The 26,690-nt window shown below is 71.3% G+C and carries 21 protein-coding genes, 3 tRNA genes and 2 pseudogenes; 12 read left to right on the top strand and 14 right to left on the bottom strand.

Translation table 11 applies throughout. The features are described from left to right. Positions 1-243: 243 nt before the first annotated feature. The 6 genes from E5N76_RS10950 to E5N76_RS10975 form a co-directional block, all read right to left on the bottom strand. On the bottom strand, positions 244-528 hold the full coding sequence (locus tag E5N76_RS10950) for a hypothetical protein (protein ID WP_149537332.1): 285 nt from the start codon (positions 526-528) through the stop codon (positions 244-246). A gap of 32 nt (positions 529-560) precedes the next feature. After that, positions 561-1,010, bottom strand: coding sequence for a DUF2569 family protein (locus E5N76_RS10955; protein ID WP_149537333.1), 450 nt, complete (start codon positions 1,008-1,010; stop codon positions 561-563). Further along, positions 1,003-1,893, bottom strand: coding sequence for a polyphosphate kinase 2 family protein (locus tag E5N76_RS10960; protein WP_149537334.1), 891 nt, complete (start codon positions 1,891-1,893; stop codon positions 1,003-1,005). The genes E5N76_RS10955 and E5N76_RS10960 overlap by 8 nt, the downstream gene beginning before the upstream one ends. Next, on the bottom strand, positions 1,893-3,143 hold the full coding sequence (locus E5N76_RS10965; RefSeq protein WP_149537335.1) for an MFS transporter: 1,251 nt from the start codon (positions 3,141-3,143) through the stop codon (positions 1,893-1,895). Before E5N76_RS10965 ends, E5N76_RS10960 begins: the two co-directional genes overlap by 1 nt. Positions 3,144-3,437: 294 nt before the next feature. Beyond that, positions 3,438-4,310, bottom strand: coding sequence for a tripartite tricarboxylate transporter substrate binding protein (locus E5N76_RS10970; RefSeq protein ID WP_235907659.1), 873 nt, complete (start codon positions 4,308-4,310; stop codon positions 3,438-3,440). Between the two features lie 383 nt (positions 4,311-4,693). Beyond that, a complete protein-coding gene (locus tag E5N76_RS10975) occupies positions 4,694-5,851 on the bottom strand; it encodes an NADH:flavin oxidoreductase/NADH oxidase (RefSeq protein ID WP_149537337.1) in 1,158 nt (385 codons plus the stop codon). A 105-nt stretch (positions 5,852-5,956) separates the two neighbouring features. On the opposite strand from E5N76_RS10975, the gene E5N76_RS10980 reads away from it, so the two are divergent. Further along, entirely contained in the window at positions 5,957-6,664 is a 708-nt protein-coding gene (locus tag E5N76_RS10980) for an SDR family oxidoreductase (RefSeq protein WP_149537338.1), read from the top strand. 184 nt (positions 6,665-6,848) lie between these two features. Here the strand turns inward: E5N76_RS10980 and E5N76_RS10985 are convergent, their stop codons facing one another. After that, a complete protein-coding gene (locus tag E5N76_RS10985) occupies positions 6,849-7,433 on the bottom strand; it encodes a YcbK family protein (protein ID WP_235907660.1) in 585 nt (194 codons plus the stop codon). After that, positions 7,430-8,929, bottom strand: a complete 1,500-nt coding sequence (locus E5N76_RS10990) for a L,D-transpeptidase family protein (protein WP_149537339.1) — start codon at positions 8,927-8,929, stop codon at positions 7,430-7,432. The genes E5N76_RS10985 and E5N76_RS10990 overlap by 4 nt, the downstream gene beginning before the upstream one ends. Positions 8,930-9,102: 173 nt before the next feature. Here E5N76_RS10990 and E5N76_RS10995 point away from each other — a divergent pair, with 173 nt between their 5' ends. Beyond that, entirely contained in the window at positions 9,103-9,312 is a 210-nt protein-coding gene (locus tag E5N76_RS10995; RefSeq protein ID WP_149537340.1) for a TOBE domain-containing protein, read from the top strand. A 176-nt stretch (positions 9,313-9,488) separates the two neighbouring features. On the opposite strand, the gene modD is transcribed toward E5N76_RS10995, so the two are convergent. The 6 genes from modD to E5N76_RS11025 form a co-directional block, all read right to left on the bottom strand. After that, the gene (gene modD / locus E5N76_RS11000) at positions 9,489-10,343 is read right to left on the bottom strand and encodes a ModD protein (protein ID WP_149537341.1); all 855 of its coding nucleotides are present in this window, start codon (positions 10,341-10,343) and stop codon (positions 9,489-9,491) included. Next, positions 10,340-11,140, bottom strand: coding sequence for a molybdate ABC transporter substrate-binding protein (gene modA, locus E5N76_RS11005; protein ID WP_149537342.1), 801 nt, complete (start codon positions 11,138-11,140; stop codon positions 10,340-10,342). The genes modD and modA overlap by 4 nt, the downstream gene beginning before the upstream one ends. A 291-nt stretch (positions 11,141-11,431) precedes the next feature. Beyond that, positions 11,432-11,698, bottom strand: coding sequence for a winged helix-turn-helix domain-containing protein (locus E5N76_RS11010; protein ID WP_207791943.1), 267 nt, complete (start codon positions 11,696-11,698; stop codon positions 11,432-11,434). A gap of 475 nt (positions 11,699-12,173) precedes the next feature. Beyond that, positions 12,174-13,211, bottom strand: a complete 1,038-nt coding sequence (locus tag E5N76_RS11015; protein ID WP_149537344.1) for a sensor histidine kinase — start codon at positions 13,209-13,211, stop codon at positions 12,174-12,176. Continuing rightward, the gene (locus tag E5N76_RS11020) at positions 13,208-13,642 is read right to left on the bottom strand and encodes a response regulator (protein ID WP_149537345.1); all 435 of its coding nucleotides are present in this window, start codon (positions 13,640-13,642) and stop codon (positions 13,208-13,210) included. The genes E5N76_RS11015 and E5N76_RS11020 overlap by 4 nt, the downstream gene beginning before the upstream one ends. After that, complete coding sequence (locus E5N76_RS11025; RefSeq protein WP_149537346.1) at positions 13,639-15,141, bottom strand: sensor histidine kinase; 1,503 nt, start codon at positions 15,139-15,141, stop codon at positions 13,639-13,641. Before E5N76_RS11025 ends, E5N76_RS11020 begins: the two co-directional genes overlap by 4 nt. A gap of 858 nt (positions 15,142-15,999) precedes the next feature. Between E5N76_RS11025 and E5N76_RS11030 the strand changes: the two genes are divergently transcribed. The 10 genes and pseudogenes from E5N76_RS11030 (at position 16,000) to E5N76_RS11075 (ending at position 26,438) form a co-directional block, all read left to right on the top strand. Continuing rightward, positions 16,000-18,390, top strand: a complete 2,391-nt coding sequence (locus E5N76_RS11030) for a 1-deoxy-D-xylulose-5-phosphate synthase N-terminal domain-containing protein (protein ID WP_149537347.1) — start codon at positions 16,000-16,002, stop codon at positions 18,388-18,390. A gap of 285 nt (positions 18,391-18,675) precedes the next feature. Beyond that, positions 18,676-18,760: transfer RNA gene (locus E5N76_RS11035), tRNA-Leu, on the top strand. Positions 18,761-18,798: 38 nt separating this feature from the next. Further along, a pseudogene (locus E5N76_RS11040) lies at positions 18,799-19,218 on the top strand (trigger factor); the annotation flags it as partial. Positions 19,219-19,845: 627 nt separating this feature from the next. Further along, positions 19,846-20,637: pseudogene (gene tig, locus E5N76_RS30455) on the top strand (trigger factor); the annotation flags it as partial. A gap of 262 nt (positions 20,638-20,899) precedes the next feature. Further along, positions 20,900-21,544, top strand: coding sequence for an ATP-dependent Clp endopeptidase proteolytic subunit ClpP (gene clpP / locus E5N76_RS11050; protein ID WP_149537348.1), 645 nt, complete (start codon positions 20,900-20,902; stop codon positions 21,542-21,544). Positions 21,545-21,755: 211 nt separating this feature from the next. Further along, positions 21,756-23,012, top strand: a complete 1,257-nt coding sequence (clpX, locus tag E5N76_RS11055) for an ATP-dependent Clp protease ATP-binding subunit ClpX (RefSeq protein ID WP_149537349.1) — start codon at positions 21,756-21,758, stop codon at positions 23,010-23,012. 192 nt (positions 23,013-23,204) lie between these two features. Then, positions 23,205-25,619: an endopeptidase La gene (gene lon / locus E5N76_RS11060; protein WP_149537350.1), complete on the top strand. Its 2,415-nt coding sequence runs from the start codon at positions 23,205-23,207 to the stop codon at positions 25,617-25,619. Positions 25,620-25,821: 202 nt separating this feature from the next. Further along, positions 25,822-26,097, top strand: coding sequence for an HU family DNA-binding protein (locus tag E5N76_RS11065; protein WP_149537351.1), 276 nt, complete (start codon positions 25,822-25,824; stop codon positions 26,095-26,097). Between the two features lie 122 nt (positions 26,098-26,219). Further along, positions 26,220-26,291: transfer RNA gene (locus E5N76_RS11070), tRNA-Val, on the top strand. 70 nt (positions 26,292-26,361) lie between these two features. Continuing rightward, positions 26,362-26,438 (top strand) — tRNA-Asp (locus tag E5N76_RS11075). Positions 26,439-26,690: the final 252 nt, after the last annotated feature.

Consider the following 26,690-nt stretch of genomic DNA (forward strand, 5'->3'; position numbering starts at 1 on the left):
CCCGCATCACCGCCACTGATGCTGCCGCCCCCACCCCGCCCCTCGCAAAGCGGGGGAGGGGATGGGGACCTCGGCGAGCGGCAGCTTCTCCCGAGCCCCGGCCAGACGCCAGGCCTCAAGCCCCCCCCGCCCGAAGAGCGCCGCCCAGCGCCTGGCGCGGCTTTGCCGCGTCAGGCTGTGCGAGGCCTCGTCAGAACGGCGACTCCAGGCCCCCAAGGCGCCGCGCGAGCGGCGCCTTGGGGATTAAACGAATTGCCCCCGCAAAAACCCCAGCGCGGGCAGCGGGGTCCATTTGCGCGGCATGTCGCTGCGGCGGATCGGCGCGACGCTGTAATGCGGCAAGGGCTGCTTGGTACGGGTCAGGAAATCCGCATAGGCGCTGACCTGCTGCGCCCGCCAGTCCCGGTCCGCCAGGGCCGCGGCCCGGCTGCGAAAGACCTCCGCAAGGCGATGGGTGCGCCCGACCGTGGCATAAACGGCCCAGAGCGTGTCCTCGTCGCCGCCCCTGACGCTGACAAGGTCTCTCACAGGAGGAAGCTTCGCCAGCCTTCCCGCAGAGGTCAAGCGCCGTATGTCGCCGCCACCCGCCGGGATCGTTTCAGATAGAGCCACCAGAGCAGCACGAAGACGGCCGTCCGTGCCGTGTCCTTCAGCCCGTCCAGCAGCAGCGCCTGCGTCCCTTCCGGCGGCAGCCCGGCCAGCCCGGCCATCAGGAAGGGCGCGGCCAGCCGCCAGCCCAGCAGCGCCAGCAGGAAGCGCCGCGCCCGCGGCAGCGCCCCGGGCGAGACCCGCCACAGCCCCACCCCGGTAACGATGGCGTAAAGATTGACCAGGATTTCCCCGCACACCACGGCCCAGAGCGCGAGCTCGAGCCGGGGGAACATCTCCAGCACCGCCGGCGCCGGCCAGCCGGTGAGGTTGGCGGCGAGCGTTGCCAGCGGCATCAGCACCGTCAGCGTCAGGCAGAGGAAAAGCAGCCAGCCGCCGACGCCGCGCGGCGGCTCAGCCATCCTCGTCCAGCGCCTTCCGGGCCGCCGCCAGCGCCGACAGCTCGGCCGCGCCGGGCGTCGGGTAGTGCAGGTCCAGCCCCTCCAGCGTCGCCGCCAGGGCTTCCGCCACCACCAGCCGGGTGAACCATTTGTTGTCCGCCGGCACCACGTACCAGGGCGCCTCCGGCGTGGCGGTGGCACGGATCGCCGCCTCATAGGCCGTCTGGTAATCCGCCCAATGGCGCCGCTCGGCGACGTCGCCGGCCTCGAATTTCCAGTGCTTCTCCGGCTCCTCGATCCGCTTCAGGAAGCGGCGGCGCTGCTCCTCCTTGCTCAGATGCAGGAAGAACTTCACCACCTTCACCCCCTGGCGGCCGAGATAGGCCTCGAACGCCGCGATATCGGCCAGCCGCTCCTGCCAGATCTGCTTGCCGCGTACCGCATCGGGCAGCTTCTGCCCGGCCAGGATCTCGGGGTGCACCCGCACCACCAGCACCTCCTCGTACCAGGAGCGGTTGTGGATGCCGATCATGCCGCGGGCGGGCAGGGCGGTGACGTGGCGCCAGAGGAAATCATGGTCCCGCTCCAGGGTGCTGGGCGCCTTGAAGGCGGCGACGTGGCAGCCCTGCGGGTTCACCCCGCTGAACACATGCTTGACGGCGCTGTCCTTGCCCGCCGCGTCCATCGCCTGGAAGATGCAGAGCACCGCCCAGCGGTCCTGGGCATAGAGCTTGTCCTGCATGGTGGAGAGGTACTCGACGCCCTCCTGCAGCAGCGCGGCGGCGGTGGGCTTGGCGAGGCTGTAGCCGGCGGTGTCGTCCGGGTCGTGCTCCTTCAGGCGGAAGCCCTTGCCCTGTTCCACCCGGTAGCGGGCGAGCAGCTTGCGGCGGGTCTTGGCGTCCATCAGCGGCCTCGCAGGAGCCAGAGGAGGGTCAGCACCTGGCCGGCCAGGGTGACGCCGAGCGCCCAGCCATAGCCTGCCGGGTCCCAGCCGCCGGTCGCGGTGCGCGGCCAGAGGTCGAGGATCCAGCCGATCAGGTTCTGCAGCAGGAAGACGAGGGCCAGCATACTGCCATTCAACGCCGTCGCCACCCGCCCTGTCAGCTCCGGCGGGAAGCGCTGGGCGAGCGCCGCATAGGCCACCGGCCCGCAGGAGCCGACGCAGGCAAAGAGGAACCAGAGGAGGTGCAGCGCCAGCAGGTCGCGCGGCCCGGCGATCAGCAGCGCCTGCACCAGCATCATGGCGCCGAGGCCGAAGAAGGGCACCACCATCGGGTTGCGCCCGCGCGCCTGCAGCGCGGAGGCGACCTGGCCGCCGAGGAGCTGGCCGGTCATCATGCCGAGCGCATAGGTCAGCAGCACCTGGGCCCGCGGCAGGTCGCCAAGCCCGCCGACATCGCGCAGCCAGGGCCCGGCCCAGAGCCCCTGATAGGTGAAGACCAGGCCGGACAGCAGGGCGACGGCCGGCATGTGCCGCAGGAAGACGGGGTGGCGGAAGATGCGGCCGAATTCGCCGATCTCGACGCCGAGGCGCCGCCGCTGCGCCGGCTTCGCCCCCGGCGCCCGGTTGGGGACGGAAAGCAGGATCCAGAGCGAGACGGCGGCAGAGAGGCCCGCGAGCAGCAGGAAGACGTTGCGCCAGCCGAAGAAGGGCAGCGCCCATTGCACCGGCACCGTCGCCGCCAGCCCGCCGGCCGCGCCGATGAAGACGCCGGCGCCGGTGATCGCGGCGATCCGCGCCGGCGGGTACCACTGCACATTGGCCTTGATGAGGCCGATGAGCGCGCCGGCGATGCCGATGCCGGTGACGAAGCGGGCAATGCCGAGCACGAAGGGGTCCGGCGCCAGGGCGCAGAGGGCGAAGCCCAGCGCCGCGACCAGCGCCAGCGCCGCCTGCACCCGCCGCGGCCCCCAGAGGTCGATGGCAAGGCCCAGGGGAAGCTGCGTCGCCGCATAGGCAAAGAAGAACACCGCGGCGAGGGCGCCGAGGCCGCTGGCGGAGAGGCCGAATTCCAGCGCCATGGCGGGCCCCACCGTGGCCACCACGCTGCGCGCCGCCTGGTTCATGAAGCTCATGCCCACGAAGGGCAGGACGATGCGGAGGAAGCGGTGGCGGATAGCTGGCACGGCACCACCCTGGATGATGGCGCTCATGCCAGGGGGCCGGCCGGCCTGCGGCAGCGCCCGCCGCGCCGCCCAGCCGCGGCAGGTGGGTGCTTAGCCCGTCCCGGCCGTCCCGTCGCGACGAGCGGGCGCTTCGCCCATCCCCGCCGCGCCGCCGCGGCAGGTGGGTGCTTCGTCCATCCCCGCCGTCCCGTCGCGGCGAATGGGCGCTTCGCCCAGCCCGGCCATCCCACCGCGGCAGGCGGGCGCTTCACCAAATGCGGCCGGCCCGCCACGGCAAATGGCCGCTCCACCCATCCCGACCGGCCCGCGCGGCCGGCGGCATCACACCGGCTCGAAGCGGGCATAGCGCAGCAGGGCGGCGTTCTTGGCGACATCGGCGGCGATATAGGCCTCGGTCGCGGCCAGGCTCTCCGTCACCGGCTCGCAGACCAGGGCGGTCAGGCGCTGCACCACGCTGGGATCGGCGAAGCCGGCCCGCAGCGCCTCATGCATGCGTTGCACGATCCCGTCCGGCACGCCGCGCGCCGCCCAGACCCCGTACCAGGAGGCGAATTCGAAGTCGGGCAGCCCGGTCTCGATGGCCGTCGGCAGCTCCGGCGCCAGCGGCGTCCGTTCCCGCGAGGCGATCGCCAGCCCCCGGACATTGCCGGCGCGGGCGGGCTGCAGCAGGGCGAAGGCGCTGTCGAACATGAGCTGGATGCTGCCCGCCTGCAAGTCGGTCAGCGCGGGCGCGGTGCCGCGATAGGGGATGATCTCGATGCCGGCCTCGGTCGCGCGGTTGAAGGCGATGGCGGCGAGATGGCCGGACGCGCCGAGGGAGGAGACGCCGAAGCTCCAGTCCCGCGGCCGCGCCTTGGCCGCCGCCACCACCTCCGGCAGCGTCCGCTGCGGCCGCTTCGGGTCCATCACCAGCATGGCCGGCGCCCAGGCGGTGCGGGCCACCGGCCGGAAATCCGCCAGCGGGTCATAGCCCGGGGATTTCAGCACCAGGTGCATCAGCACATGGGTGGAGGCGCTGCCGAGGATGGTGTAGCCATCCGCCGGCGCCTGCAGCACCGCGGCGGTGCCGACCACGCCATTGCCGCCCGGCCGGTTCTCCACCACCACGCTCTGCCCCACCGCCTCGCCGATCTTCAGCGCGGCGAGGCGGGCCATGGCGTCCGTGGCGCCGCCCGGGGTGTAGGGCACGATCATGCGCAGCGGCCGGTTCGGCCAGGCGCCCTGGGCCCAGAGGGACGGCGCCGCGAGCGCTGCCCCGGCGCCCAGCCCCGCGGCCAGGGCGGCGCGGCGGGTGAGGCCGCCTTCCGCCCGATGCCCGGCCCCAGCGTGCTCAACTCCAGGGCGCCCGGTTCCGAGATGCCCGGCCTCAGGATGCTCGGCCCCAGGGCAACCCGCGCCGGGATGCCCCGTCCTGAGGTGTCCAGCCTCCGGCCGCCCGACCCGCCGGCGCCCTGCCTCAGCATGCCCTGCCTCAGCATGCCCGGCCCCAGCATGCCCGACCCCAGCATGCCCAGCCTTCGGGCGCCCGTCCGGGACGCGCCCGCCGCCCTCCGGCCTGCCGCCGTTGCGCCGCGGGCTCATGCGCCCAGCTTCTCCCGGAAGGTGCTCGGCACCAGCTCCTTCACCTGCCGCGCGCGCTTTTCCAGCCAGTAGGATTGCGGCGGCGGCACCAGGGCGAATTCGGCATCGACGCCGAGCTTCTGCGCCGCATCCATCGGCCAGTTCGGGTTGTAGAGCAGCTCCCGCGCCAGAGCGATCAAATCGGCCTCGCCGCGCTGCAGGATGCCCTCCGCCTGGTCGGCATGGACGATGAGGCCGACCGCCATGGACATGATCTCCGCCTCCCGCCGCAGCTTCGCGGCATAGGGCACCTGGTAGCCATAGGTGATGGGCCCGGCCGAGACCACCGGCGCGCCGCGCATGCCGCCCGAGGAGCAGTCGATGACATCGACGCCCTTGGGCTTGAGGAGGCGCGCCAGCCTTACGCTCTGGTCCGGGTCCCAGCCGGCATCGTCATCCACCGAGAAGCGGACAAACAGCGGCTTTTCCGCCGGCCAATGGGCGCGGACGCTTTCCACCACCTCGATGCAGAAGCGCATGCGGTTCAGCTCGGAGCCGCCGTAATCGTCATTGCGCCGGTTGCTGAAGGGCGAGAGGAATTGGTGGATGAGATAGCCATGCGCGGCATGGACCTCCAGCACCTGGTAGCCGGCCGCGTTGGCGCGGCGCGCGGCCTGGCCCCAGCGCTCGATCACCGCCGGGATCTCGTCCCGCGTCAGCGCGCGTGGGGTGGGGTCGCTCTCCGGGCTGTTGATGGCGGAGGGGGCGACCAGCTCCCACCCCTCCCAATCCTCGATGCCCGGGCCGTTCACCAGCGGCCGGCCGCCCTCCCAGGGGCGGAAGCGGCGGGCCTTGCGGCCGGAATGCCCGATCTGCAGCCCGGCGACGGCGCCATGGGTGCGGATGAACTCGACGATGCGCGCATGGCCCGGGATATGCCCATCCTCCCATATGCCCAGATCGCCGACGGTGCCGCAGCCGCGCCGCTCCACCTTGGTGCTCTCGACGATGACGAGGCCGGCGCCGCCGGCGGCATAGCGCCCGGCATTCATCAGGTGCCAATCGGTCGCGAAGCCCCGCACCGCGGCATATTGGTGCATGGGGGCCACCACCGCGCGGTTCTTCAGCGTCACGCCGCGCAATTCCATCGGGGTGAACAGCAGGGGCTGGGCCATGGGCGATTTCCTCATTTCGCGTCGGCGTCCATGCTACAGCGCAATGCGCCGGCGGGAACCCTGGCCTAGCCGTCTCGGTTCATAGCGGTGGCGAAGGAGGCCGGCATGGCGGGGCAACAGCGTGTGGCGCTGGTCAGCGGAGGGGCACGCGGCATCGGCGCAGCCATCGCCGCAAGGCTGGCGGAGGGCGGCTGGCGAGTGGTGGTCGCCGACCGCGACGAGGCGCCGCCGCCGCCGGGCGGCCGCGCCGTGATGGCGGATGTGGCCGATGAAGGCGCGGTCGGCGCCCTGGTGCGGGGCATTCACGTGGAAGAAGGGCGGCTGGACGGGCTCGTCTGCAATGCCGGCTTCATGCTGCGCAAGCCGCTCGGGGCGCTGACGCTCGGCGAATGGAACAGCGTGCTGGCGACCAACCTGACCAGCACCTTCCTGCTGGTGCGGGCGGCGGAGGCGATGCTGCGGGCGGCGCATGGCGCGGTGGTGACCATCGCCTCCACCCGTGCCCGGCAGTCGGAGCCGGATACCGAGAGCTACGCCGCCTCCAAGGGCGGGCTGGTGGCGCTCAGCCATGCGCTGGCGATCAGCCTGGGGCCGGATGTGCGGGTGAATTGCATCAGCCCGGGCTGGATCCACACCAGGGGCAGTGCGCCGCGGCCGGAGGACCATATCCAGCACCCGGCCGGGCGCGTCGGCCGGGTGGAGGATGTGGCGGCGCTGGCCGCCTGGCTGCTGGGGCCGGATTCGGGCTTCGTCACCGGCGGGGATTTCGTGGTGGATGGCGGGATGGTACGGAAGATGATCTACGCCGAGTAGGCGGTTTCCTTCCCCCGGCGGAGCGGGGAGGGGGTGCGGCTAGGCCGGCCGGCCGGGCGGCGATGCAGGGCACGGCGCCGCCAGTCCCGCAGCCACGGCCCGGCGGCCTCCATCTCTACGCCTCGCCGCAGGTCCCACCCCCACCCCAGCCCTCCCCCGCCAGCGAGGGAGGGAGGGCAGCCATTCACCAGCGCCGGGCCGGGCCGCAATCCAGATGCACGAAGCCGTCCCGCCGGTACAGCCCGACGCCGCCGACCTGCATCTCCGCCGCCAGCCGCGCCAGCGCGTAGCTGTCCCGCCCCGGCAGCCGTACATCCGCCGCCATGCCGGACATGTGCAGCGAGGCGCGGGAGACCCGCCGGCTCTGCCGCGCCTTGGCGGCATTGGTCTCCGGCGCGCGGTAGCCGCTGATCACCTGGTAGCCCTCGGTGGCGTCCAGCCGCTCCGCCATGGTGAACAGCACGTCGAACAGGCGCGGATCCATCGGCGTCGCCTCGTCCCGGGTGGGATCGCGCAGCACCCAGTTCAGCCTGTTCAGCGCCTCCCGGTCGTAGCGGCCATCCTGCCAGTAGATTCCGTCGAAGCTCTCATTCGTCACCATGCGCTGGATCGCCAGCCGCCGCGGCGCGCCGCCGGTGATGAGCTGGGCCATGGCCGCCGGCGGCAGCACCGAGGCGGCGGCAAGGCCCAGCGCCGCGCCCAGCAGGCCGCGCCGGTGCAGCAGGCCCTGCGCCTCTCCGGCGCAGCAGGGGCAACGCCACGCCCTCACCGCTGGGCGATCCGCGCGCGGGTGGAGTCCAGGGCCCGCAGATAGGCCTCGTCCAGTCCGTAGATATCCGGCCGCAGCGTCACCTCATCCCCCTCCACCACGGCGGTGCTGTAGTAGAGCCGTACCGGCAGGCTGCGCGGCGCGGTGACGTTGGTGGTCTGCCGGCCGTCCAGCACCCGCTGCACCCGCGCCCGGTCCCAGCCCGCCGCCCCTTGCAGCACGATGTCGAGCAGCTCCATCGGCCGCTCCAGCCGGATGCAGCCGGAGGAGAAGGCCCGGTCGGGGCGGCGGAAAAGGTGCCGGTCCGGCGTATCGTGCATGTAGATGTCCTCGGTGTTCGGCATCACGAATTTGATTCGGCCGAGGGCGTTCGCATCGCCCGCATCCTGCCGGATGAAGTACGGAAAGCGCTCCGGGTTCACGCTGCGCCAGTCGATCGTGGTCGGGTCGATCTCGACGCGCTGCCCCTCCACCATGCCGAAGACGCGAAAGCCCTTCTCCATCATCGCCCGCGGGTCGCGGCGGAAGCGCGGCAGCAGATCCTCCCGCGCATTGCGCACCGGCACGCCCCAGGGCGGGTTGAACTGCACGCTGGTGAGGCGCACGCGCATCATCGGCGTGGCCCGCGCCGGCTTGCCGACGATGACGTTCATCGCCAGCAGGGTGCGGCCGGCCTCGATGACCGCCAGGCGCTGATGCGCGACATTCACCTCGATATGCCGCTCGCGCGGCTCGGCGGCGGCGGCGCGGCGCATGTCCAGCGCGACGCGGAGCTGGTTCACTTTGGCCTCGGCCGGGCGGTTCAGGGCGAGGAAGGTGAGGCGGCCGATGCGGCCATCCGGCTCCAGCCCCTCCGCCGCCTGGAAGCGCTTCACCGCGGCGACCAGCTCGGGGTCGTAGATGTCGCTGCCGGTCGCCGGCACCAGGGCGTCCGTGGCGGAGAGCCGGGCGCGCAGCGCCGGGACCCGGACCGGGTCGATGGCATCCGGCTCCAGCGTATCGCTGCCGGCGGGGACGCCCGGCCAGCCGCCGGCGGCGACCTGGGCCCGGGCGGCGGCCAGCGCCCGCTTCAGCGCCGCGGCTTCGGGCGGCAGCAGGGCAGCGCGGTCGATGAGGGCGGCCGGCTCGGGGCTCGCCGCCAGCTCGGCCAGCCAGGGGGCAAGCGGCAGGGCGGCGGTGTCGCGGCGGAGATCCGGGCGGTTGTGCAGGCCGGCGACCCGGCCATGCAGCAGATCGGCCAGCGCCTGGCCGGCGGCGCGCAGCAGCGCCGCCTGGAAGGCGGCGGGGTCGGCCTGGGCCTGGCTCTCCTCGGGGATGGCGTAGAGGCGCGGCTCCAGCCCGTCCTCCTCCAGCCGCCGCAGCCGCTCCGCCAGGCGGGACTGCGCTTCCGCGCGCGCCGCCAGGGGCAGGGCAGGGGCGGGTAGGGGATCGGCGAAAGCCGGGACGGCGGCGCCGATCAGGGCCAGGGCAAGGCCTAAGGCGGGAAATGTGCGCACGCGACCTTGATACCGAAGCGGCGCAACAGCGCCAAGCTGGCGTTGCCGGGGCGGCCCTGGCGGGCGCGCGGCGTGGCCGGAATGCCGCGGCCTCGCCCCGGCGGGGAATCGGGGGTAGGAGGCAGGGCGCCGGCGCCGCGCCGCGGCCGCCGGCCAGCACGGAGGAGCACGCCATGAAGCTGTCCGCACGCAACGTCATGCCGGGCAAGGTCGTCTCGGTCACCAAGGGGGCGACCACGGCGCATGTGAAGATCGAGGTGGCGGCCGGATTCGTCGTCACGGCCTCCATCACCAATGAGGCGGCGGAAGCGCTGGGACTCGAGGTGGGCAAGGCGGCAACGGCGATCGTGAAGGCATCGGACGTCATCGTCGGGGTGGATTAGGGGACGGGGCTCCGCCCCCCTGGACCCCCACCGGGGGTGGGCCCCCCGGATCCCGGCCCGAGCCAGCAGGTCGAACCGCAAAACCCACACCGGGGTCCGGGGAGGGGTCCCCTCCCCGGCGGGGGTTCGGGGGCAGCGCCCCCGATCTTCCCCTGGTTCCTTGATCCTTTCGGCGCTCAGCGATCCAGCGCCAGCATCGCCACGGCCACATCGGCCGGCGGCGCGGCATAGGGAAAGGAAGTGACCAGCAGATCCGCCCCGGCCGCCGCATAGGCGGCGGCATTCGCCACATTCACCCCGCCCGTCGCCACCAGCAGCGGCCGGCGCGGCATGCCGGATATAGCGCGGGCCACGGCCGCCACATCCTCGGGCGGCAGCTTGTCGAGCTGCAGCGTATCCACGCCGGCATGGGCGAATTGCAAAGCGAGGTCGATGCCGTCCGCCTCCACCGCCACCTTGCGCTCCGGCTGCGCCGCGCGCAGCGCCGCCACCCAGAGATGCGGCGGGGTGCGGCCGAGGAAGGCGCGATGCTCCGGAAAGACCAGCAGGCTGTCCGAAAGCCCCAGCCGGTGCGCGATGCAGCCGCCGGCGGTGACGGCGCGCAGCATGATGTCCTTCGCCCCCGGCAGATGCTTGCGGGTGCAGGCCACGGCGATGCCCGGCCTGGCGCTGCGCGCCGCCTGCACCAGCGCATGCGCCCGGCTGGCGATGCCGGAGGCGATCTCCACCAGCACCTGCGCCACCTTCGCCGCGCGGTGCAGCGCGGCGGCCGGGCCGGTGGCGAACAGCAGATCGCCCCCCGCCTCCACCTGCGCGCCGCTCGCGGCATAGCGCCGCGTCTCCGCGCAGCCGGCAAGCTGGAACAGCCGCTCCGCCTCCTCGATGCAGGCGAGCGTCATGGTGCCGCGGGCGCGGAAGGCGAGGCGTCCGGGCCGCTCCCCGATGCCGAGCCCCGCCGTGGTCAGGTCGCCATAGGGCGCATCCTCGGCCAGCAGGGCGGCGAGCCGCGCATCTGGCAGCGGGAAGTTCACGGGGCGCGGACCACGAAGCCGAAGCGCTGCCAGGTGCCGGCCGCGGCCGGCCCGGCGAGCCAGGCGAGCAGGGCGCGCGCCTGGGCGTCATTCGCCGCCCGGGTGGTGACGGCGAAGGGGTAGCTGACCGGCGGGTGGCTTTCCGCCGGGAAGGTGCCGAGCAGCTTCACCTTCTGGCTCGCCGCCGCATCCGTGGCGTAGACGATGCCGAGCGGCGCCTCGCCGCGCTCCACCAGCAGCATGCCGGCGCGCACCGATTCGGCGCGGGCGAGGCGGGGCTGCAGCGAGTCCCACTGGCCCATCCAGGTCAGCGCGGCGCGGGCATAGACGCCCACCGGCACATGCGCCGGGTCGCCCACCGCCAGCCGCCCCTGCGGGCCGAGCAGGGCGGCGAGATCCGTGCCGCGGCCGAGGGCGAGGGGCCGGGCCGGGCTGTCCGCCGGGGCGATCAGGGCAAGCGCGTTGCCGAGCGGGCTGACGCGGGTCTCCGGCACGATGAGCTTGCGCTCCGCGACATAGTCCATCCAGGGCTCGTCGGCGGAGAGGAAGAGATCGGCGGGCGCTCCCTGCTCGATCTGCCGGGCGAGGGTGGAGGAGGCGGCGAAGGAGAGGCGCAGCGGCCGATTGCCCGGCGCGGCGGCGCGCCAGGCGGGCTCCAGCGCCCGCAGCGCATCCTGCAGGGAGGCGGCGGCGAAGAGGGTGAGGGGCTGGTCGCTGCCCCCGGACGTCCCCTGGGCGCGGAGCGGGGCGGGGCAAAGAAGGGCCAGGGCGAGCAGGGCAAGCAGGCGGCGTCGCATGGGGGGATCCTTGCTGGCGTCCTTCGATATTGCCCGCCATTCACAGCGAAGAAAAGACCGGGCGGCGAGCGGCAAACCGGGCCGGAGCACGGGGCAGGGCCCCAGGAGCGCCAGCCTGTGGCGGGACGACCATGCCCCGCCGAAACTTCCCGCCCTGGCCCGGCTGGTTCAACCGTCGGGTCTGAAACCCACACCGGGGTCCGGGGACCGGTCCGGTCCCCGGCGGGGATCGAACGCATGCGTTCGATGGGGGCGGCGCCCCCTGCTGGGGTTCGGGGCCGAAGCCCCGACCTACTCCGGCACCACGCCCTTCCCCGGTACCGGCCCCGCCGCCGCCTGCGCCGCCGCTTCCACCTCCCGGTACCGGGCGATCAGCGCGTGGCCGGCCGAGGTCAGGTTGGCGCCGCCGCCCCGCTGCCCGCCCGGCGCCCGGGTGACGGCGGCGACGCCCAGCGCCGCGTCCAGCGCCTCCACCAGCCGCAGCGCGCGCGGGTAGGACATGCCGAGTTCCCGGGCCGCGGCCGCGATGGACCCGCTGCGGGCGATGGCTTCGAGCAAGGCAATCTTCCCTGGCCCGATTCGCCCCCCGGAGGCGAGATCGAGCCTCAGGCTGACCCTGGCGGCTGGCTGGGGTGAGGCACTCATGCCGGCATTCAACCCTGCCTCGCCCGGGCTGTCAGCCGGAAGCGCGAGTCGCCCGGCCGAGGCCGGCGCCGAGGGGCGCCGCGGCGCCACGGCCGGCCGCGCGGCGTGGGTCCCCGGAGCGGGATCGGCTGAGCTTCGCTCACCCGTCCCGCTCCGGCTCATCGTGTGGTCGCGTGATTCAAGGTTTCGGTCGATTTGACCTCAGCCGATCACGCTCCAGCCGCGCCGCTGGCGGCCGGCCGCGGCAGGCGAGCCCCGAAGAGGCTGCACCCGCACCGCCCTGGCCGCGCCGATATGGGTTTGCCCATTGTCTGAACCGGCGATGCCCGGCCCGAGCCTCGTGTGCGGCCTCAGGCCGCGCGGGCCGGGGCTGGACGGGACGGGCCGGCTAGTCCAGCGCGAAGCGCACGCTCACCCGCGTGCCGCCGGGGCCGGAGGCATGTTCCACCGTCCCGCCGATCCCGGCCGAGAGCGCCTCGACGATCCGCCGCCCGAGCCCGGTGCCGCCCGGCTCGGCGCCGGTGGAGCCCACCCCCTCATCCTGCACCGCCATCTCCCCCCCCTCCGGCGTGGCCTGCAGCCGCACCCGAATGGGCCCCTGGCCGGAGTCCGGATAGGCGTATTTCATCGCATTGGTGACGAGCTCGGAGAGGATGACGCCGAGCGAGACGGCGCGGTCGGTCGGCACCACCAGCGGCTCCGCCTCCAGCGAGATGGCATGCGCATCCCCCGCCCGGCCGATCTCCTCGATCAGCCCCGCCAGGTAGTCGTGCAGCGCGACGCTCTGCACATCCTCCGAGGTGTAGAGGCGGCGATGCACCTGGGCGACGGCGGCGATGCGGTTGCGCATGGCGGCCAGCGCGGCGCGTGCGCCGGGGTCGGTCACGCTGCCTTCCTGCAGCCGGGCGAGGGAGCCGATGAGCTGCAGGCTGTTGGCGACGCGGTGATTCACCTCCCGCAGCAGCACGGCGCGCTGGCGGGCCAGGCTCTCCGCCCGGTCCCGCGCCTCCCGCACCGCGGCTTCGGCCCGGTAATGCGCGGCGCGCAGGGCGGCGCGGTCGATCGCCGCCTCGATGGCGGAGCGCAGCAGGACGAGGAAATCCTCCCCCGCCTCCTTGATGACGTAGTCCGAGGCGCCGGCGCGCAGCGCGGCAACGGCCAGCCTGCCGTCATCGGCCCCGGTGACGAAGATGACCGGCGGCGTCTCCGGCAGGGCGCGCAGCGAGGGCAGGATCTGAAGCCCGTCCGGCCCGGGCATGTAGTGGTCCAGGCAGATGCAGTCGAAGCCGCCGGCCCGGGCCAGGGCGAGGCCGGCCTCGCCATCCGGCGCGGTCTCCACCGCATAGCCGTGGCGCATCAGGTCCCGCTGCACCAGGCGGCGCAGCCCGGGCTCGTCATCGATGTAGAGGATGCGGTGGCCGGTCATGTCGGGGGCGGCACCTGGATGACGGCAAGGAACAGGCCGAGCTGGCGCACCGCCTGGGCGAAGCTCTCGTAGTTCACCGGCTTGGTGATGTAGACGTTGCAGCCCAGCTCGTAGCCGCGGCGGATCTCCCGCTCGTCATCCGTGGTGGTGAGGACGATGACCGGGGCCGGGCGCAGCACCGGGTCGTCCTTGATCTTCGCCAGGATGTCGAAACCGCTCATATCCGGCAGGTTGAGGTCGAGCAGGACCAGCAGCGGCCGCTGCCCGCCATGGGAGGGGCCGAGCAGGTAGTCCAGCGCCGAGGTGCCATCGGCGAAATGCCGCACCTCATTGTACACGCCGGCACGCTTCAGGTTCTTCTCGATCAGCCGGGCATGCCCCTCGTCGTCCTCGATCATGACGATGGTCACGGCCAGAGGGACGGCATTCATGCGTAATTCTCCTCGGAAGCGGCCGGCTCCGGGGCCAGGATGGCGGGCAGGATGACACGGAAGCGCGAGCCTTGGCCTGGGGTGGATTGCAGCGAAACCTCGCCGCCCAGCCGTCGGGCCAGGGCCCGCACATGGGCGAGGCCGATGCCCTCCCCCTTCTGGTCCTGCCGGCCGGAACGGCGGAACAATTCGAAGACCCGGGCATGGTCGCGCGGGTCGATGCCGCGGCCATTGTCGGCGACCTCGATCTCGATCCTCGTCCCTCGGCGCTCTGCGGTAATTGTGATGCGGCCGGGCCGCGCGGGGTCCAGGTATTTCACTGCGTTGTCGATCAAATTTCCGAGTATCTGTTCGAGTGCCAGCCGGTCGGTGACGAGGGCGGGCAGGCTGGGCTGCCGCTCCACCGTGGCGCCCGCCTCCTCGAGCTGGTGCTGCATGGTGGCCAGCAGCGCATCGAGCAGCGCCGCCAGCTCCACCCGCTCCGGCTTCAGGGCGCGGCGGCCTTCCCGGGAAAGGCGGAGGATGGCGTTGATCAGCCGGTCCATCCGCTCGGTGGAGCTGCGGATGAAGCGGATCGCCTCCGGCACCTCCTCGGTGACCGCCGCCTGGATGGCCGGGGTCAGCAGCGCCGGCGCCTCCTGCTGCAGCCGCTCCACCAGGCCGCGCAGCTCGCCGAGGCTCGTTTCCAGTTCTGCGGTGAAGCCCATGACGTTGACCAGCGGCGCCCGGAGGTCGTGCGAGACGATATAGGCGAAGCGCTGGATCTCCGCATTGGCCGCGGCCAGGGAGGCGGTGCGTTCGGCGACCCGCGCCTCCAGCCCCTCATTCGCCACGCGGGTGGCGGCCTCGGCCCGCTCCAGCGCCCGCAGGTAGCGGTGGCTGATCAGCCCGGCGCCGAAGGTGACGGCGAACATCAGGGCGAGGGCGAGGGCGGCGCCGGCCAGCAGCGCCCGGCCGGATCGCTCCACCGCCGCGGTGCGGGCGGCGAGGCGCCCGGCGCTGCGGGTCTCGAGGGCGGCCAGCTCGGCGCGGACGTCTTGCATGCTGGCCTGGCCGAGGCCGCTCCGCACCGCGGCGAGCGCCGCCTCGCGGTTCCCGGTTTCGGCGAGGGCGATGGTATGCGCCAGCTCGTCGAGCTTCCGCTGCGCATTCCGGGCGAGCGCCTCGACCGGGCCGGCGAGGCCGCCATCGGCGATGACCTGCCGGGCGAGGTCCGGCAGCGCCTCGGGCAGGGCGGCGACCGCCGCCTCATAGGGGGCGAGGTAGCTGCGGTCGCCGGTCAGGAGGTAGCCGCGCTGGCCGGTTTCGGCGTCCTGCATGAGGGAGAGGACGCGGACCGAGGCGAGGCGGACATTCTGCGTGGCGGTCACCGCCTGGCTGAAGCCGCGGGAGCTTTCGACCAGCCAGACGAGGCCGACCCCGACCGCCAGCAGGGCGGCGAAGCCGACCGCCATCAGGAGGAGGGTTACGCGGCCGAAGGTGGTCCTGGTGAGGGGCAAGCCGGTCTCGCACGGTATCCGCCACCGCTACCGGCTCCGGCCGCCGAGGGCAAGCGAGACCGGCGGGAGGGGCGGGCGGCGATCGGCGGCGGGAAAGCCGGCGGATGGCGGGCCTGTCGGATAATTTTACAGACCGAGCCAGGCGGGACGCGGGTCGGGTTGAAGAGTCCGTGAAATCAGGTCTTTGCCAAATTAGCATGATCGTTGTAAGGTTGCATTCTATTGCCGAATCGTCACATGCTGCCCAGCCGATGGCCTGACCGCGGCGCCCGCCGGAGTTCCGGCGGACGGGGCGGACAGGCGGGGCGGACAGGCGACCGCCGGAGACACGGGCCGGATACCGCGGCGCCACCGGCTACGTCCTGGCTCTGCTGAACACCACGGAGGGGCTGACCTCCAACACCCGGAGCGATGGCGGCTGCTGCGGCCCATGACGACCCCTTCGCCATCCTCGCCGGGGGCGGCGCCACCTTTCCCGGCACCGTGGTCGGCGATTACGGGCTCGACATGGCCGGTTCATCGGCGACCTCGCCGCCGGAGAGTCCGCCACCATCACCTCTGCCTATGTCCTTGGCGACGATATCGAGGAGGTGGTGGTCACCCCCGGCGCCGGAGCCGATGAGCGCCGCGCTGCTCGGCGCGGGGCTGCTCGGCCTCGCCGGGGCTGCGGCGCCGCGCGGGCCGGGCCTGGGCGGAGGAGCCTGGGCGCGGGCGCGGCGGCCGGCCTCCGGGCCCGCGGGAAAGGCCGGCGCCTGGGGAGGGACGCCGTCCGGCCCCCCGGGCCCAGCCGCCGCTTCGCCTTCCCCGCGCCGCCGTCTATGCTGCCGGCCGGAACGCAGCCGGGGAGGAGAGGCGGGGATGACGCTGGAACGGCCGGTGCAGTTACTGCAACCGGGTGAGGAGGCGGAGCAGCTCCCCCTGCTCCATGCGCTGGAGCGGAAGCTGCTCTGGCTTTCCGCCTGGATGATCCACCATGCGAACCATGTCCGCCCCAGCCGGGACGGGCTGAAGGTGGGCGGCCACCAGGCCTCCTGCGCCTCCGTCATCTCCATCATGGCGGCGCTCTATTTCGAGATGCTGAAGCCGGAGGACCGGCTGGCGGTGAAGCCGCATGCCGGGCCGGTGTTCCACGCGGTGAACTACCTGTTCGGCCGGCAGGACCGGGCGAAGCTGGAGACGCTGCGGCAATTCCGCGGCATCCAGCCCTATCCCAGCCGGGTGAAGGACGGGGTGGAGGTGGATTTCTCCACCGGCTCCGTCGGCCTCGGCGTGGCGCTGACCAGCTTCGGCAGCCTGGTGCAGGATTACGTGAAGCTGCACGGGCTGGGGCGGCCGGAGATCCCCGCCGGGCGGCATATCGCGATCGTCGGCGACGCCGAGCTGGACGAGGGCAATATCTACGAGGCCCTGCTGGAAGGCTGGAAGCACGACATCCGCAATGTCTGGTGGATCATCGACTACAACCGCCAGAGCCTGGACAGCGTGGTGCAGGACCGGCTGTTCGGCCGGATCGAGGGGCTGTTCCGCGACATGGGGTGGAACGTCGTCACCCTGAAATACGGCCGCAAGCTGCAGGCGGCCTTCGCGCGGGAGGGCGGGGAATCGCTCCGCCGCTGGATCGACGATTGCCCGAACAGCCTCTACTCCGCGCTGACCTTCCAGGGCGGCGCCGCCTGGCGGGCGGCGCTGCTGACCGATCTGGGGCGCGAGGAGGGGATCAGGGCGATCATCGACCCGCTCTCCGATGAGGAACTCGGCGCGCTGATGACCAATCTCGGCGGGCATGACGTGGCGACCCTGCTGGAGGCGTTCCGCGCCCAGGATGCCGCCGGCGACCAGCCGACCTGCTTCATCGCCTACACCATCAAGGGCATGGGCCTGCCCTTCGCCGGGCACAAGGACAACCATGCCGGGCTGATGAGCAAGGAGCAGATGGCCGGCTTCAAGGCGGAGATGAACATCCGCGACGGCCAAGAATGGGACCGCTTCGAGGGGCTGGGGATTCCCGAGGCCCGGCTGCAGGCCTTCCTCGACGGCGTGCCCTTCGCCCGGCCCCTGGCGCCGGAAGGGCGGCGGCTGGCGGCGCCGGCAGTGCCGGTGCCCGGCGAGGCCAGCTTCCCGCGGCCGCGCGTGCCCGCGGGGCGGAAGCTCTCCACCCAGGCGGCCTTCGGCGAGGTGCTGGCGGAGCTGGGGCGCGGGCAGGGTGAGGCGGCGGCGATCGCCCGGCGCATCGTCACCACCAGCCCGGATGTGACGGTCTCGACCAATCTCGGCCCCTGGGTGAACCGCCGCGGCGTCTTCGACCGGCACAAGAAGAACGACGTGTTCCGCGACGCCAAGCTGGCCAGCGCGCAGCGCTGGGGGATGTCACCGGAAGGGCAGCATATCGAGCTGGGGATCGCCGAGCAGAACCTGTTCCTGCTGCTCTCGGCGCTGGGGCTGGCGCATGATCTGTATGGCGCGCGGCTGCTGCCGGTGGGGACGGTGTATGACCCCTTCGTCAATCGCGGCCTCGATGCGCTGATCTATGCCTGCTACCAGGATGCGCGCTTCATGCTGGTGAGCACGCCGTCCGGCATCACCCTGGCGCCGGAGGGCGGGCAGCACCAATCGGTGAACACCCCGCTGATCGGCATGGCGCAGGACCGGCTGGCGAGTTTCGAGCCGGCTTTCGCGGATGAGCTGAGCATCCTGATGCGCTGGGGCTTCGAGCATATGCAGAAGCCGGAGGGCAGCGCCGTCTGGCTGCGGCTTTCCACCCGCGGGCTGGAGCAGCCGGAGCGCGAACTGGACCCGGCCGCGGTGATCGCGGGCGCGCATTGGCTGGTGCCGCCGGCGCCGGGGGCGCGGATCGCGCTGGGCTATCAGGGCCCGGTGGCGCCGGAGGCGATGGCCGCCTTCGAGGAATTGCGCAGCGAGGAGCCCGGGGCGGGGCTGCTGGCCATCACCAGCCCGGACCGGCTGCATGCGGAATGGCTGGCCTCGCGGCGGAAGGCGCGGCAGGGCTTCGGGGCGCCGAGCCATATCGAGACGCTGCTGGCGCCGATGGCCCCCGGTTCCGCCCTGGTGACGGTGCTGGATGGCCACCCGGCGGCGCATGCCTGGCTGGGCGCCGTGCGTGGCCAGCGCGTGGTGCCGCTGGGCGTGGACCATTTCGGCCAGGCCGGCGACATTCCCGACCTCTATCGGGAGTACGGCCTGGACAGCGACGCCATCCTGGACGCCTGCGCGCAGGCCCTGCTCGGCTAGGCTCACGGGTGCCAAGGGTTGGACGCATTGCGTCCAACTGGCCTTTGGCGAGTGAGTTTGCGGGAGGGGGGGCGGCCCGCTGCAACCAGAGCCGTCCCTGGGGACAGAAGCGGGGAGTTCAGCGGAAGCGAAGGCCCGGGCGCCGGCGGGCGCGAAGGCCGGGGCCTCGCGGGCCAGGGAAGGAAACCGCCACGGCGACGGAACCGCGCGCGGCGGCGCCCCGCCGCCTTTCAAACCGGCCGCCGCTGCGCTACACGCGCCCTCTTGCATGCGCGGGCTGGCGGCGCGGGCGTGGTGGAACTGGCAGACACGCTGGATTTAGGTTCCAGTGGCGCAAGCCGTGGGGGTTCAAATCCCTCCGCCCGCACCAGCAGGGCCAGCCCGTTTTCAGGATTGGGTGGAACGAAGATGCAGGTGACCGAGGTCGCGAACGAAGGACTCAAGCGGGGCTTCAAGGTGGTGGTGCCCGCGGGGGACATCGCGGCCCAGCGCGACAAACGCCTGGCCGAGCTCGGCCGCGACCTGCGCCTGCCCGGCTTCCGCCCCGGCAAGGTGCCGCCGAAGGTGGTGCAGCAGCGCTACGGCCAGGCGGTGCTGAGCGAGGTGCTGGAGCAGTCGGTGAGCAAGGCCACCGACCAGATCGTGACCGATCGCGGCCTGCGCCCGGCGCTGCAGCCGAAGATCGAGCTGGTGAATTTCGCCCCGGATGCCGACCTGGAATTCCAGGTGGATCTGGAGCTGATGCCGGAGATCCCGCTGCCGGATTTCGCCGCCATCAGCCTGGAGCGGCTGAAGGCCGCGCCGGACGAGGCGGAGGTGGAGAAGACGCTGGAGCAGATCGCCAGCCGCAACCGCAGCCTGGAAGAGGTGGCGGAGAGCCGCCCGGCGGTGCAGGGCGACATCCTGGTCTGCGATTTCGTCGGGCGGCTGGCGCCGGAGCCGGCGAACCGGCTGCGCAACCCGGGCGGCGCCGCCGCCCCGGGCGCGGCGGAAGGCGCGCTGCCGGAGCATTGGGTGCCGCAGATGAAGGCCAGGCTGGAGGTGGTCGGGCGCGGCGAGGGCAGCATCGATATCCGCCTGCATGGCGAGGAAGCGCTGAGCAATCAGGTGCTGAATTTCGACGCGCTGCGGGAGATTCCGGCCCAGCCGGGCAGCACCTGGCAGGCCTCGGCGCGGATCACCCTGGTGGGCGGCAGCACGGAGGGGCTGCGGAGCCTCGCGCTCCGCATCCGTGGCGGCAAGGCCGATGGCGGCTCGCTCGACATCGTCGGCGGCGAGAATCTGGTGGCGGCGCTGGCCGGGGGCGGGACCGCCTCTGCCCGGGTGGAGGCGACGCTGCAGCGGGAGGAGACGGCTGCGGTGAGCACCGGCTTGGTCCTGGCCAGCACCGGGCCCTTCGACCTCACGCTCCGCATCGCCGAGGCGAAGCTGGCGGAGCCGGGCAGCGCGACCGGGGAGGGCGAGGCCTTCCCCGGCGGCAGCGCCACCGACGCGCCGATCGAGGTGGCCGGCCCCGGCTTCATCCCGGGCTTCAGCGAGCAGCTCGAAGGGCTAGCGCCGGGCGAGACGCGGACCATCGCCGTGACCTTCCCGGCCGAATACGGCTCCCGCAATCTGGCCGGCAAGGCGGCCACCTTCGAGGTGACGGCCAAGGGGCTGAAGAAGGCGGTGCTGCCGGCGATCGACGACGCCTTCGCCGCCACCCTCGGCTTCGAGAGCCTGGAGAAGCTGAAGGAGGCGATCCGCGGCCAGCTCCAGGGCGAGTTCGACAGCCTCTCCCGCATGAAGGTGAAGCGGGCGCTGCTGGACGGGCTCGCGGCCCAGGCCAGCTTCCCGGTGCCGGAGGGCATGGTGGAGCAGGAATTCGCCCAGATCTGGCAGCGGATCGAGGCCGATCTGAAGGCCGGCCGGGCGGATGAGGAGGATAAGGGCAAGGATGAGGCGGCGCTGAAGGCCGAGTATCGTGGCATCGCGGAGCGCCGCATCCGCCTCGGCCTGCTGCTGTCCGAGATCGGCCGGACCAACAACATTACCGTGACGAATGAGGAATTGTCCCGCGCCATGCGCCAGGAAGCGGCGCGCTATCCGGGGCAGGAGCAGCAGGTGATGGAGTTCTTCCGCAAGAACCCGCAGGCGGCGGAGAACCTTCGCGCCCCCATCTTCGAGGAGAAGGTGGTGGATTTCATGCTGGAATTGGCCCAGGTGACGGATCGCACCGTGCCGCCGGCGGCGCTGACCGCCGCCTGATGCCCCCGGGGGCGAGGCGGCCGGTCCGGCGCCGCCCGTCCTTTCCCCGGGGCGGGCTCCGCCGAATGGGGGGCTTCCGCCCCCGGTGGGGCTCGCCCACATTAAGATTCCCGGGATAGGTTTCGGGCATGGTCCAGGTCGGATAGGTCGCCAGGGTGACCTTCCCCCGGGGCAGCCCGCCAGGAAGCCCGACCGGGACAGGCCGAAGGGGCGGCTGGCCGGCATCGCGCAGGCCCCGCCCGGTGGAGTGAAAGGCACGATCATGCGGGACCGCGATCCGGTCGAAGTCTACAACAACACCCTGGTGCCCATGGTCGTCGAGCAGACGGCCCGCGGCGAACGGGCCTTCGACATCTATTCCCGCCTGCTGAAGGAGCGGATCATCTTCCTCACCGGGCCGGTCTTCGACCAGGTCTCGGCGCTGATCTGCGCCCAGCTGCTGTTCCTGGAATCGGAGAACCCGAACAAGGACATCGCCTTCTACATCAACAGCCCGGGCGGCGTGGTCTCGGCCGGCCTCGCGATGTACGACACGATGCAGTATATCCGTTCCCCGGTCAGCACGGTCTGCATCGGCCAGGCGGCCTCCATGGGCTCCCTGCTGCTGACGGCCGGGGAGAAGGGCAAGCGCTTCGCCCTGCCGAACAGCCGGATCATGGTGCACCAGCCCTCCGGCGGCGCCCAGGGCCAGGCCACGGATATCGAAATCCAGGCCCGCGAGATCCTGAAGCTGCGCGAGAAGCTGAACCTGATCTATGTGCGGCACACGGGTCAGCCCCTCGAGGCGATCCAGGCAAAGCTCGAGCGTGACACCTATATGTCGGCCGAGGAGGCCCGGGATTTCGGCCTGGTGGACCAGGTGGTGGATCAGCGCCCGCCCGCCCCCGGTGCCGAGGCGAAGAGCTGACCCCCGCCCTGCCCCGCGGCACGGCGCATGGCCGGGGGCGGAACCCGCCCCCGCACGGCTCGTTGCGGCCGAGGCCGACTGCCGCGGAATGCTTCCCCCTCGATGACAAGGGGGCTACAGTCGATCGAACCAGCCCCCCCTGGCTATGGGGGGAGGGGGCCCCGGATGCGCCTGCCGGCGTCTCCGGCCACCCCATTCAGGCGGAGTGCCCATGAGCAAGTCCGGCGATTCCAAGAACACTCTCTACTGCTCGTTCTGCGGCAAGTCGCAGCACGAGGTCCGCAAGCTCATCGCCGGACCCACCGTGTTCATCTGCGACGAATGCGTCGAGCTCTGCATGGACATCATCCGTGAGGAGCACAAGACGCATCTCGTGAAGTCGCGGGACGGGGTGCCGACGCCGAAGGAGATCTGCAAGGTCCTGGACGATTACGTGATCGGCCAGGACCATGCGAAGCGGGTGCTCTCCGTCGCCGTGCACAACCACTACAAGCGGCTGGCGCATGGGGCGAAGAACAACGACGTCGAGATCGCCAAGTCGAACATCCTGCTGCTCGGCCCGACCGGCAGCGGGAAGACGCTGCTGGCGCAGACGCTCGCCCGCATCCTCGATGTGCCCTTCACCATGGCGGATGCGACCACGCTGACCGAGGCCGGCTATGTCGGCGAGGATGTGGAGAACATCATCCTCAAGCTGCTGCAGGCCGCCGACTACAATGTGGAGCGGGCCCAGCGCGGCATCGTCTATATCGACGAGGTCGACAAGATCAGCCGCAAATCGGACAACCCGAGCATCACCCGGGATGTCTCCGGCGAGGGCGTGCAGCAGGCGCTGCTGAAGATCATGGAGGGCACCGTCGCCTCCGTCCCGCCGCAGGGCGGGCGGAAGCATCCGCAGCAGGAATTCCTGCAGGTGGATACCTCCAACATCCTCTTCATCTGCGGCGGCGCCTTCGCGGGCCTCGAGCGGATCATCGGCGCCCGCGGCAAGGGCAGCGGCATCGGCTTCGGCGCCGAGGTGCGCGACCCGGATGAGCGCCGCACCGGCGCCGTGCTGCGCGAGGTGGAGCCGGAGGATCTGCTGAAATTCGGCCTGATCCCGGAATTCATCGGCCGGCTGCCGGTGGTTGCGACGCTGGAGGATCTGGACGAGAAGGCGCTGGTCGAGATCCTGACCAAGCCGAAGAACGCGCTGGTGAAGCAGTATCAGCGCCTCTTCGAGATGGAGGGGACCAAGCTCACCTTCACCGAGGATGCGCTGCGCTCCGTCGCCACCCGCGCCATCCAGCGCAAGACCGGGGCGCGCGGCCTGCGCTCCATCATGGAAGCCATCCTGCTTTCCACCATGTTCGACCTGCCCGGGCTCGACGATGTGGATGAGGTGGTGGTGAACCGGGAAGTGGCGGAAGGCCGCGCCACGCCGCTCTTCATCTATGGGGAGCGGGCGGCCGAGCAGAGCTCCGCCTGAGTTGGCGTGGCGGCCCCGGCGGTGCCGCGCGCTGCCGGGGCTTGTGGCCCCCAGGCTTGTCCCATCTGGGCTTGTCCCATCTGGGCTTGTTGTGGGGTGCCGCGCTGCCCATTTGCATTGCATGCCCGTGACGCGGGGGGCGTGCCTCGATAGGGCGTCTTCCGCGTCGACTGTCCTTTCGTGAGGTCCATCATGGCGGATAAGCCAGAAACACTCCGCGGCGAATTGTTCCCCGTTCTGCCGCTCCGGGACATCGTCGTCTTTCCCCATATGATCGTACCGCTCTTCGTCGGGCGGGAGAAATCCGTGCGCGCCCTGGAGGCGGTGATGCGGGAGGACAAGCAGATCCTCCTCGTCGCCCAGAAGAACGCGGCGCAGGACGACCCGGCGGCGGAGGATCTCTACCAGGTCGGCACCGTCTCCACGGTGCTGCAGCTCCTCAAGCTGCCGGACGGCACGGTGAAGGTGCTGGTCGAGGGCGGCCGCCGCGCCCGCATCGTCGCCTTCAAGGAGACGGAGAGCCATTTCGAAGCCTACGCCACCACGATCGAGGAAGCCGCGCCGCCGGCCGCCGAGACCGAGGCGCTGGCCCGCACCGTGGTCGGCCAGTTCGAGCAGTACATCAAGCTGAACAAGAAGATCGCGCCGGAGGTGCTGGTCTCGATCAACCAGATCGACGACCCGACCAAGCTGGCCGATACCGTCGCCGCGCATCTCTCCCTGAAGATTCCCGAGAAGCAGGAGCTGCTGGAGACCCCCTCCACCACCGGCCGGCTCGAGCGCGTCTTCGCGCATATGGAATCCGAGATCGGCGTGCTGCAGGTGGAGAAGCGCATCCGCAACCGCGTCAAGCGGCAGATGGAGAAGACGCAGCGCGAGTACTACCTGAACGAGCAGCTCAAGGCGATCCAGAAGGAGCTGGGCGAGGGCGAGGACGGCAAGGATGAGAGCGCCGAGATCGAGGCGCGCATCAAGGCCACCAAGCTCTCCAAGGAAGCCCGCGAGAAGGCGATGGCGGAGCTGAAGAAGCTTCGTACCATGTCGCCGATGAGCGCCGAGTCGACGGTGGTGCGCAACTACCTCGACTGGATGCTCTCCATCCCGTGGAAGAAGCGCAGCAAGGTCCGCAACGACATCGTCGAGGCGGAGAAGGTGCTGGACGCCGACCATTATGGCCTGGACAAGGTCAAGGAGCGGATCATCGAGTATCTGGCGGTGCAGAGCCGCTCGCCGAAGATCAAGGGTCCGATCCTCTGCCTCGTCGGCCCGCCCGGCGTCGGCAAGACCTCGCTCGGCAAGTCCATCGCCAAGGCCACCGGCCGCAATTTCGTCCGCATGTCGCTGGGCGGCGTGCGGGACGAGGCGGAGGTACGCGGCCACCGGCGGACCTATATCGGCTCCATGCCGGGCAAGGTCATCCAGGGGATGAAGAAGGCGAAGACCTCCAACCCGCTCTTCCTGTTGGACGAGATCGACAAGCTCGGCGCGGATTGGCGCGGCGACCCGTCCTCCGCCCTGCTGGAGGTGCTGGATCCGGAGCAGAACGCGACCTTCAACGACCATTATCTGGAAGTCGATTACGACCTCTCGGACGTGATGTTCGTGACGACCGCCAACAGCCTGCGCATGCCGCAGCCGCTGCTGGACCGCATGGAGATCATCCGCATCCCCGGCTACACCGAGGATGAGAAGGTTGAGATCGCCAAGCGCCACCTGATCCCGAAGCAGACCGAAGCCAACGGGCTGAAGCCGGGCGAGTGGAGCGTCTCCGACGAGGCGCTGCGCGACCTGGTGCGCTACTACACGCGCGAGGCCGGCGTCCGGAACCTGGAGCGCGAGATCGGCGGCCTTGCCCGCAAGGCGGTGCGCGAGATCGTCTCCAAGAAGGCGAAGAAGGTCGCGATCACCGTCAAGACCCTCGAGAAATTCGCCGGCGTGCGGAAGTTCCGCTACGGCGAGGCCGAGGCGGAGGACATGGTGGGCGTCGTCACCGGCCTCGCCTGGACCGAGGTGGGCGGGGAGATCCTGACCATCGAGAGCGTGACGGTGCCCGGCAAGGGCAAGGTGCAGACCACCGGCAAGCTCGGCGATGTCATGCAGGAAAGCGTCTCCGCCGCGATGTCCTATGTCCGCTCCCGCGCGACCAGCTTCGGCCTGAAGCCGACGCTGTTCGACCGGCGCGACATCCATGTGCATGTGCCGGAGGGGGCGACCCCGAAGGACGGCCCGAGCGCGGGCATCGCCATGGCGACCAGCATCGTCTCCGTCCTCACCGGCATTCCGGTGCGGAAGGATGTGGCGATGACGGGCGAGATCACGCTGCGCGGCCGGGTGCTGCCCATCGGCGGGTTGAAGGAGAAGCTGCTGGCGGCGCTGCGCGCCGGCATCACCACCGTCTTCATCCCTAAGGAGAATGAGAAGGACCTGGCCGAGATCCCGGACAATGTAAAGAAGGGGCTCTCCATCCACCCCGTCTCCCACGTGGATGAGGTGATCGGCACGGCGCTGGTGCGGAAGCCCGAAGCCATCGAGTGGACAGAACCGCCGGAAGCACCGACTCCGATCCCGGCGGATGGCGAGGCGCCGGCGGCAGTACGGCCACACTGAAGCGCGTAAGGCGAAGGCCGGGCGAAAGCCCGGCCTTCAGCGTTTCCAGCCCCCCTGAACTGGCAGAAAATGGCGGATAACCGCCGCGAATCGGGGCACGCGCGATTGACGCGCGAGAATCCTGGCCCCTACAGTCGCCGCAGGTTTCTGGTCCGGAATCCTCCGGTCGGGTGAAGTGTGACCTCAGGGAAGGGGGAACTGCATGGCGAACAAACAGGATCTGGTGGCGATCATCGCCGAGACCGGCGACCTCCCCAAGGCGAAGGCCGGGGAGGTGCTGGATGCGGTCTTCGAGGCGATCACCAAGTCGCTGAAGAAGAAGCAGGATGTGCGGCTGGTCGGCTTCGGCACCTTCAGCACCAGCAAGCGCAAGGCCGGCAAGGGCCGCAACCCGCGCACCGGCGAGGAGATCAAGATCCCCGCCACCACCACCGTCCGCTTCAAGGCCGGCAAGGGCCTGAAGGACGCGGTGAACTGAAGGCAGGCGCGGACCGGGAACCGCGTTCCGGCCGGGGACCGGGCCGGGGCTTTTTCAGGGGGCTGGCGGCAACGCCGGCCCTTTTCTTTTTGCCCGGCCGCGCCATGCTGCGGCGGCGGCAGGGGCGCTTAGCTCAGCGGTAGAGCGCTTCGTTTACACCGAAGATGCCGGGGGTTCGAATCCCTCAGCGCCCATTCCCGCAACCCGCATGCAATGCGGTTGACAGCCCGGGTGGCGGGCCCTATTCCCCCCGCCACGCCGCAAGCGGGTGTAGCTCAGTTGGTTAGAGCGCCGGCCTGTCACGCCGGAGGTCGCGGGTTCGAGCCCCGTCACTCGCGCCACGCGGCGGGCCCGTTGGAGGCCCGTCGGCAACGGCTTTTACAAAGCATCACCGTTCGGGCCCTGGGCCAGCGGGGCCGTGGCGGCAGCGGCCTCCTTTGCCGTTCCTTCATCTTTCGGCGCAGAATCTTCATTGCGGCCCTGGGATAGGCCGGTTACCCCCTATGGCCAGTGGCGCGGGGGGCGGCTAATGTCCGGCCGCGTTGCGCTGCGGCAGAACCGCCGCGCGGCGCGCCGAGGGTGCGGCCTCGCGC

It is taken from the genome of Siccirubricoccus phaeus, from assembly GCF_008360935.1.
Classification (GTDB): Bacteria; Pseudomonadota; Alphaproteobacteria; order Acetobacterales; family Acetobacteraceae; genus Siccirubricoccus; species Siccirubricoccus phaeus.

Excerpts from the sequence above, each read along its gene's own strand:
- E5N76_RS10955 (WP_149537333.1), bottom strand. The coding sequence starts at position 1,010 with ATGGCTGAGCCGCCGCGCGGCGTCGGCGGCTGGCTGCTTTTCCTCTGC.
- E5N76_RS11015 (WP_149537344.1), bottom strand. The coding sequence starts at position 13,211 with ATGACCGGCCACCGCATCCTCTACATCGATGACGAGCCCGGGCTGCGC.
- clpP (WP_149537348.1), top strand. The coding sequence starts at position 20,900 with ATGCGGGACCGCGATCCGGTCGAAGTCTACAACAACACCCTGGTGCCC.
- E5N76_RS10970 (WP_235907659.1), bottom strand. The coding sequence starts at position 4,310 with ATGATCGTGCCCTACACCCCGGGCGGCGCCACGGACGCCATGGCCCGC.
- E5N76_RS11030 (WP_149537347.1), top strand. The coding sequence starts at position 16,000 with ATGACGCTGGAACGGCCGGTGCAGTTACTGCAACCGGGTGAGGAGGCG.
- lon (WP_149537350.1), top strand. The coding sequence starts at position 23,205 with ATGGCGGATAAGCCAGAAACACTCCGCGGCGAATTGTTCCCCGTTCTG.
- E5N76_RS11020 (WP_149537345.1), bottom strand. The coding sequence starts at position 13,642 with ATGAATGCCGTCCCTCTGGCCGTGACCATCGTCATGATCGAGGACGAC.
- modA (WP_149537342.1), bottom strand. The coding sequence starts at position 11,140 with ATGCGACGCCGCCTGCTTGCCCTGCTCGCCCTGGCCCTTCTTTGCCCC.
- E5N76_RS10980 (WP_149537338.1), top strand. The coding sequence starts at position 5,957 with ATGGCGGGGCAACAGCGTGTGGCGCTGGTCAGCGGAGGGGCACGCGGC.
- E5N76_RS10965 (WP_149537335.1), bottom strand. The coding sequence starts at position 3,143 with ATGAGCGCCATCATCCAGGGTGGTGCCGTGCCAGCTATCCGCCACCGC.
- E5N76_RS11065 (WP_149537351.1), top strand. The coding sequence starts at position 25,822 with ATGGCGAACAAACAGGATCTGGTGGCGATCATCGCCGAGACCGGCGAC.
- E5N76_RS10995 (WP_149537340.1), top strand. The coding sequence starts at position 9,103 with ATGAAGCTGTCCGCACGCAACGTCATGCCGGGCAAGGTCGTCTCGGTC.
- clpX (WP_149537349.1), top strand. The coding sequence starts at position 21,756 with ATGAGCAAGTCCGGCGATTCCAAGAACACTCTCTACTGCTCGTTCTGC.
- E5N76_RS10960 (WP_149537334.1), bottom strand. The coding sequence starts at position 1,893 with ATGGACGCCAAGACCCGCCGCAAGCTGCTCGCCCGCTACCGGGTGGAA.
- E5N76_RS10975 (WP_149537337.1), bottom strand. The coding sequence starts at position 5,851 with ATGGCCCAGCCCCTGCTGTTCACCCCGATGGAATTGCGCGGCGTGACG.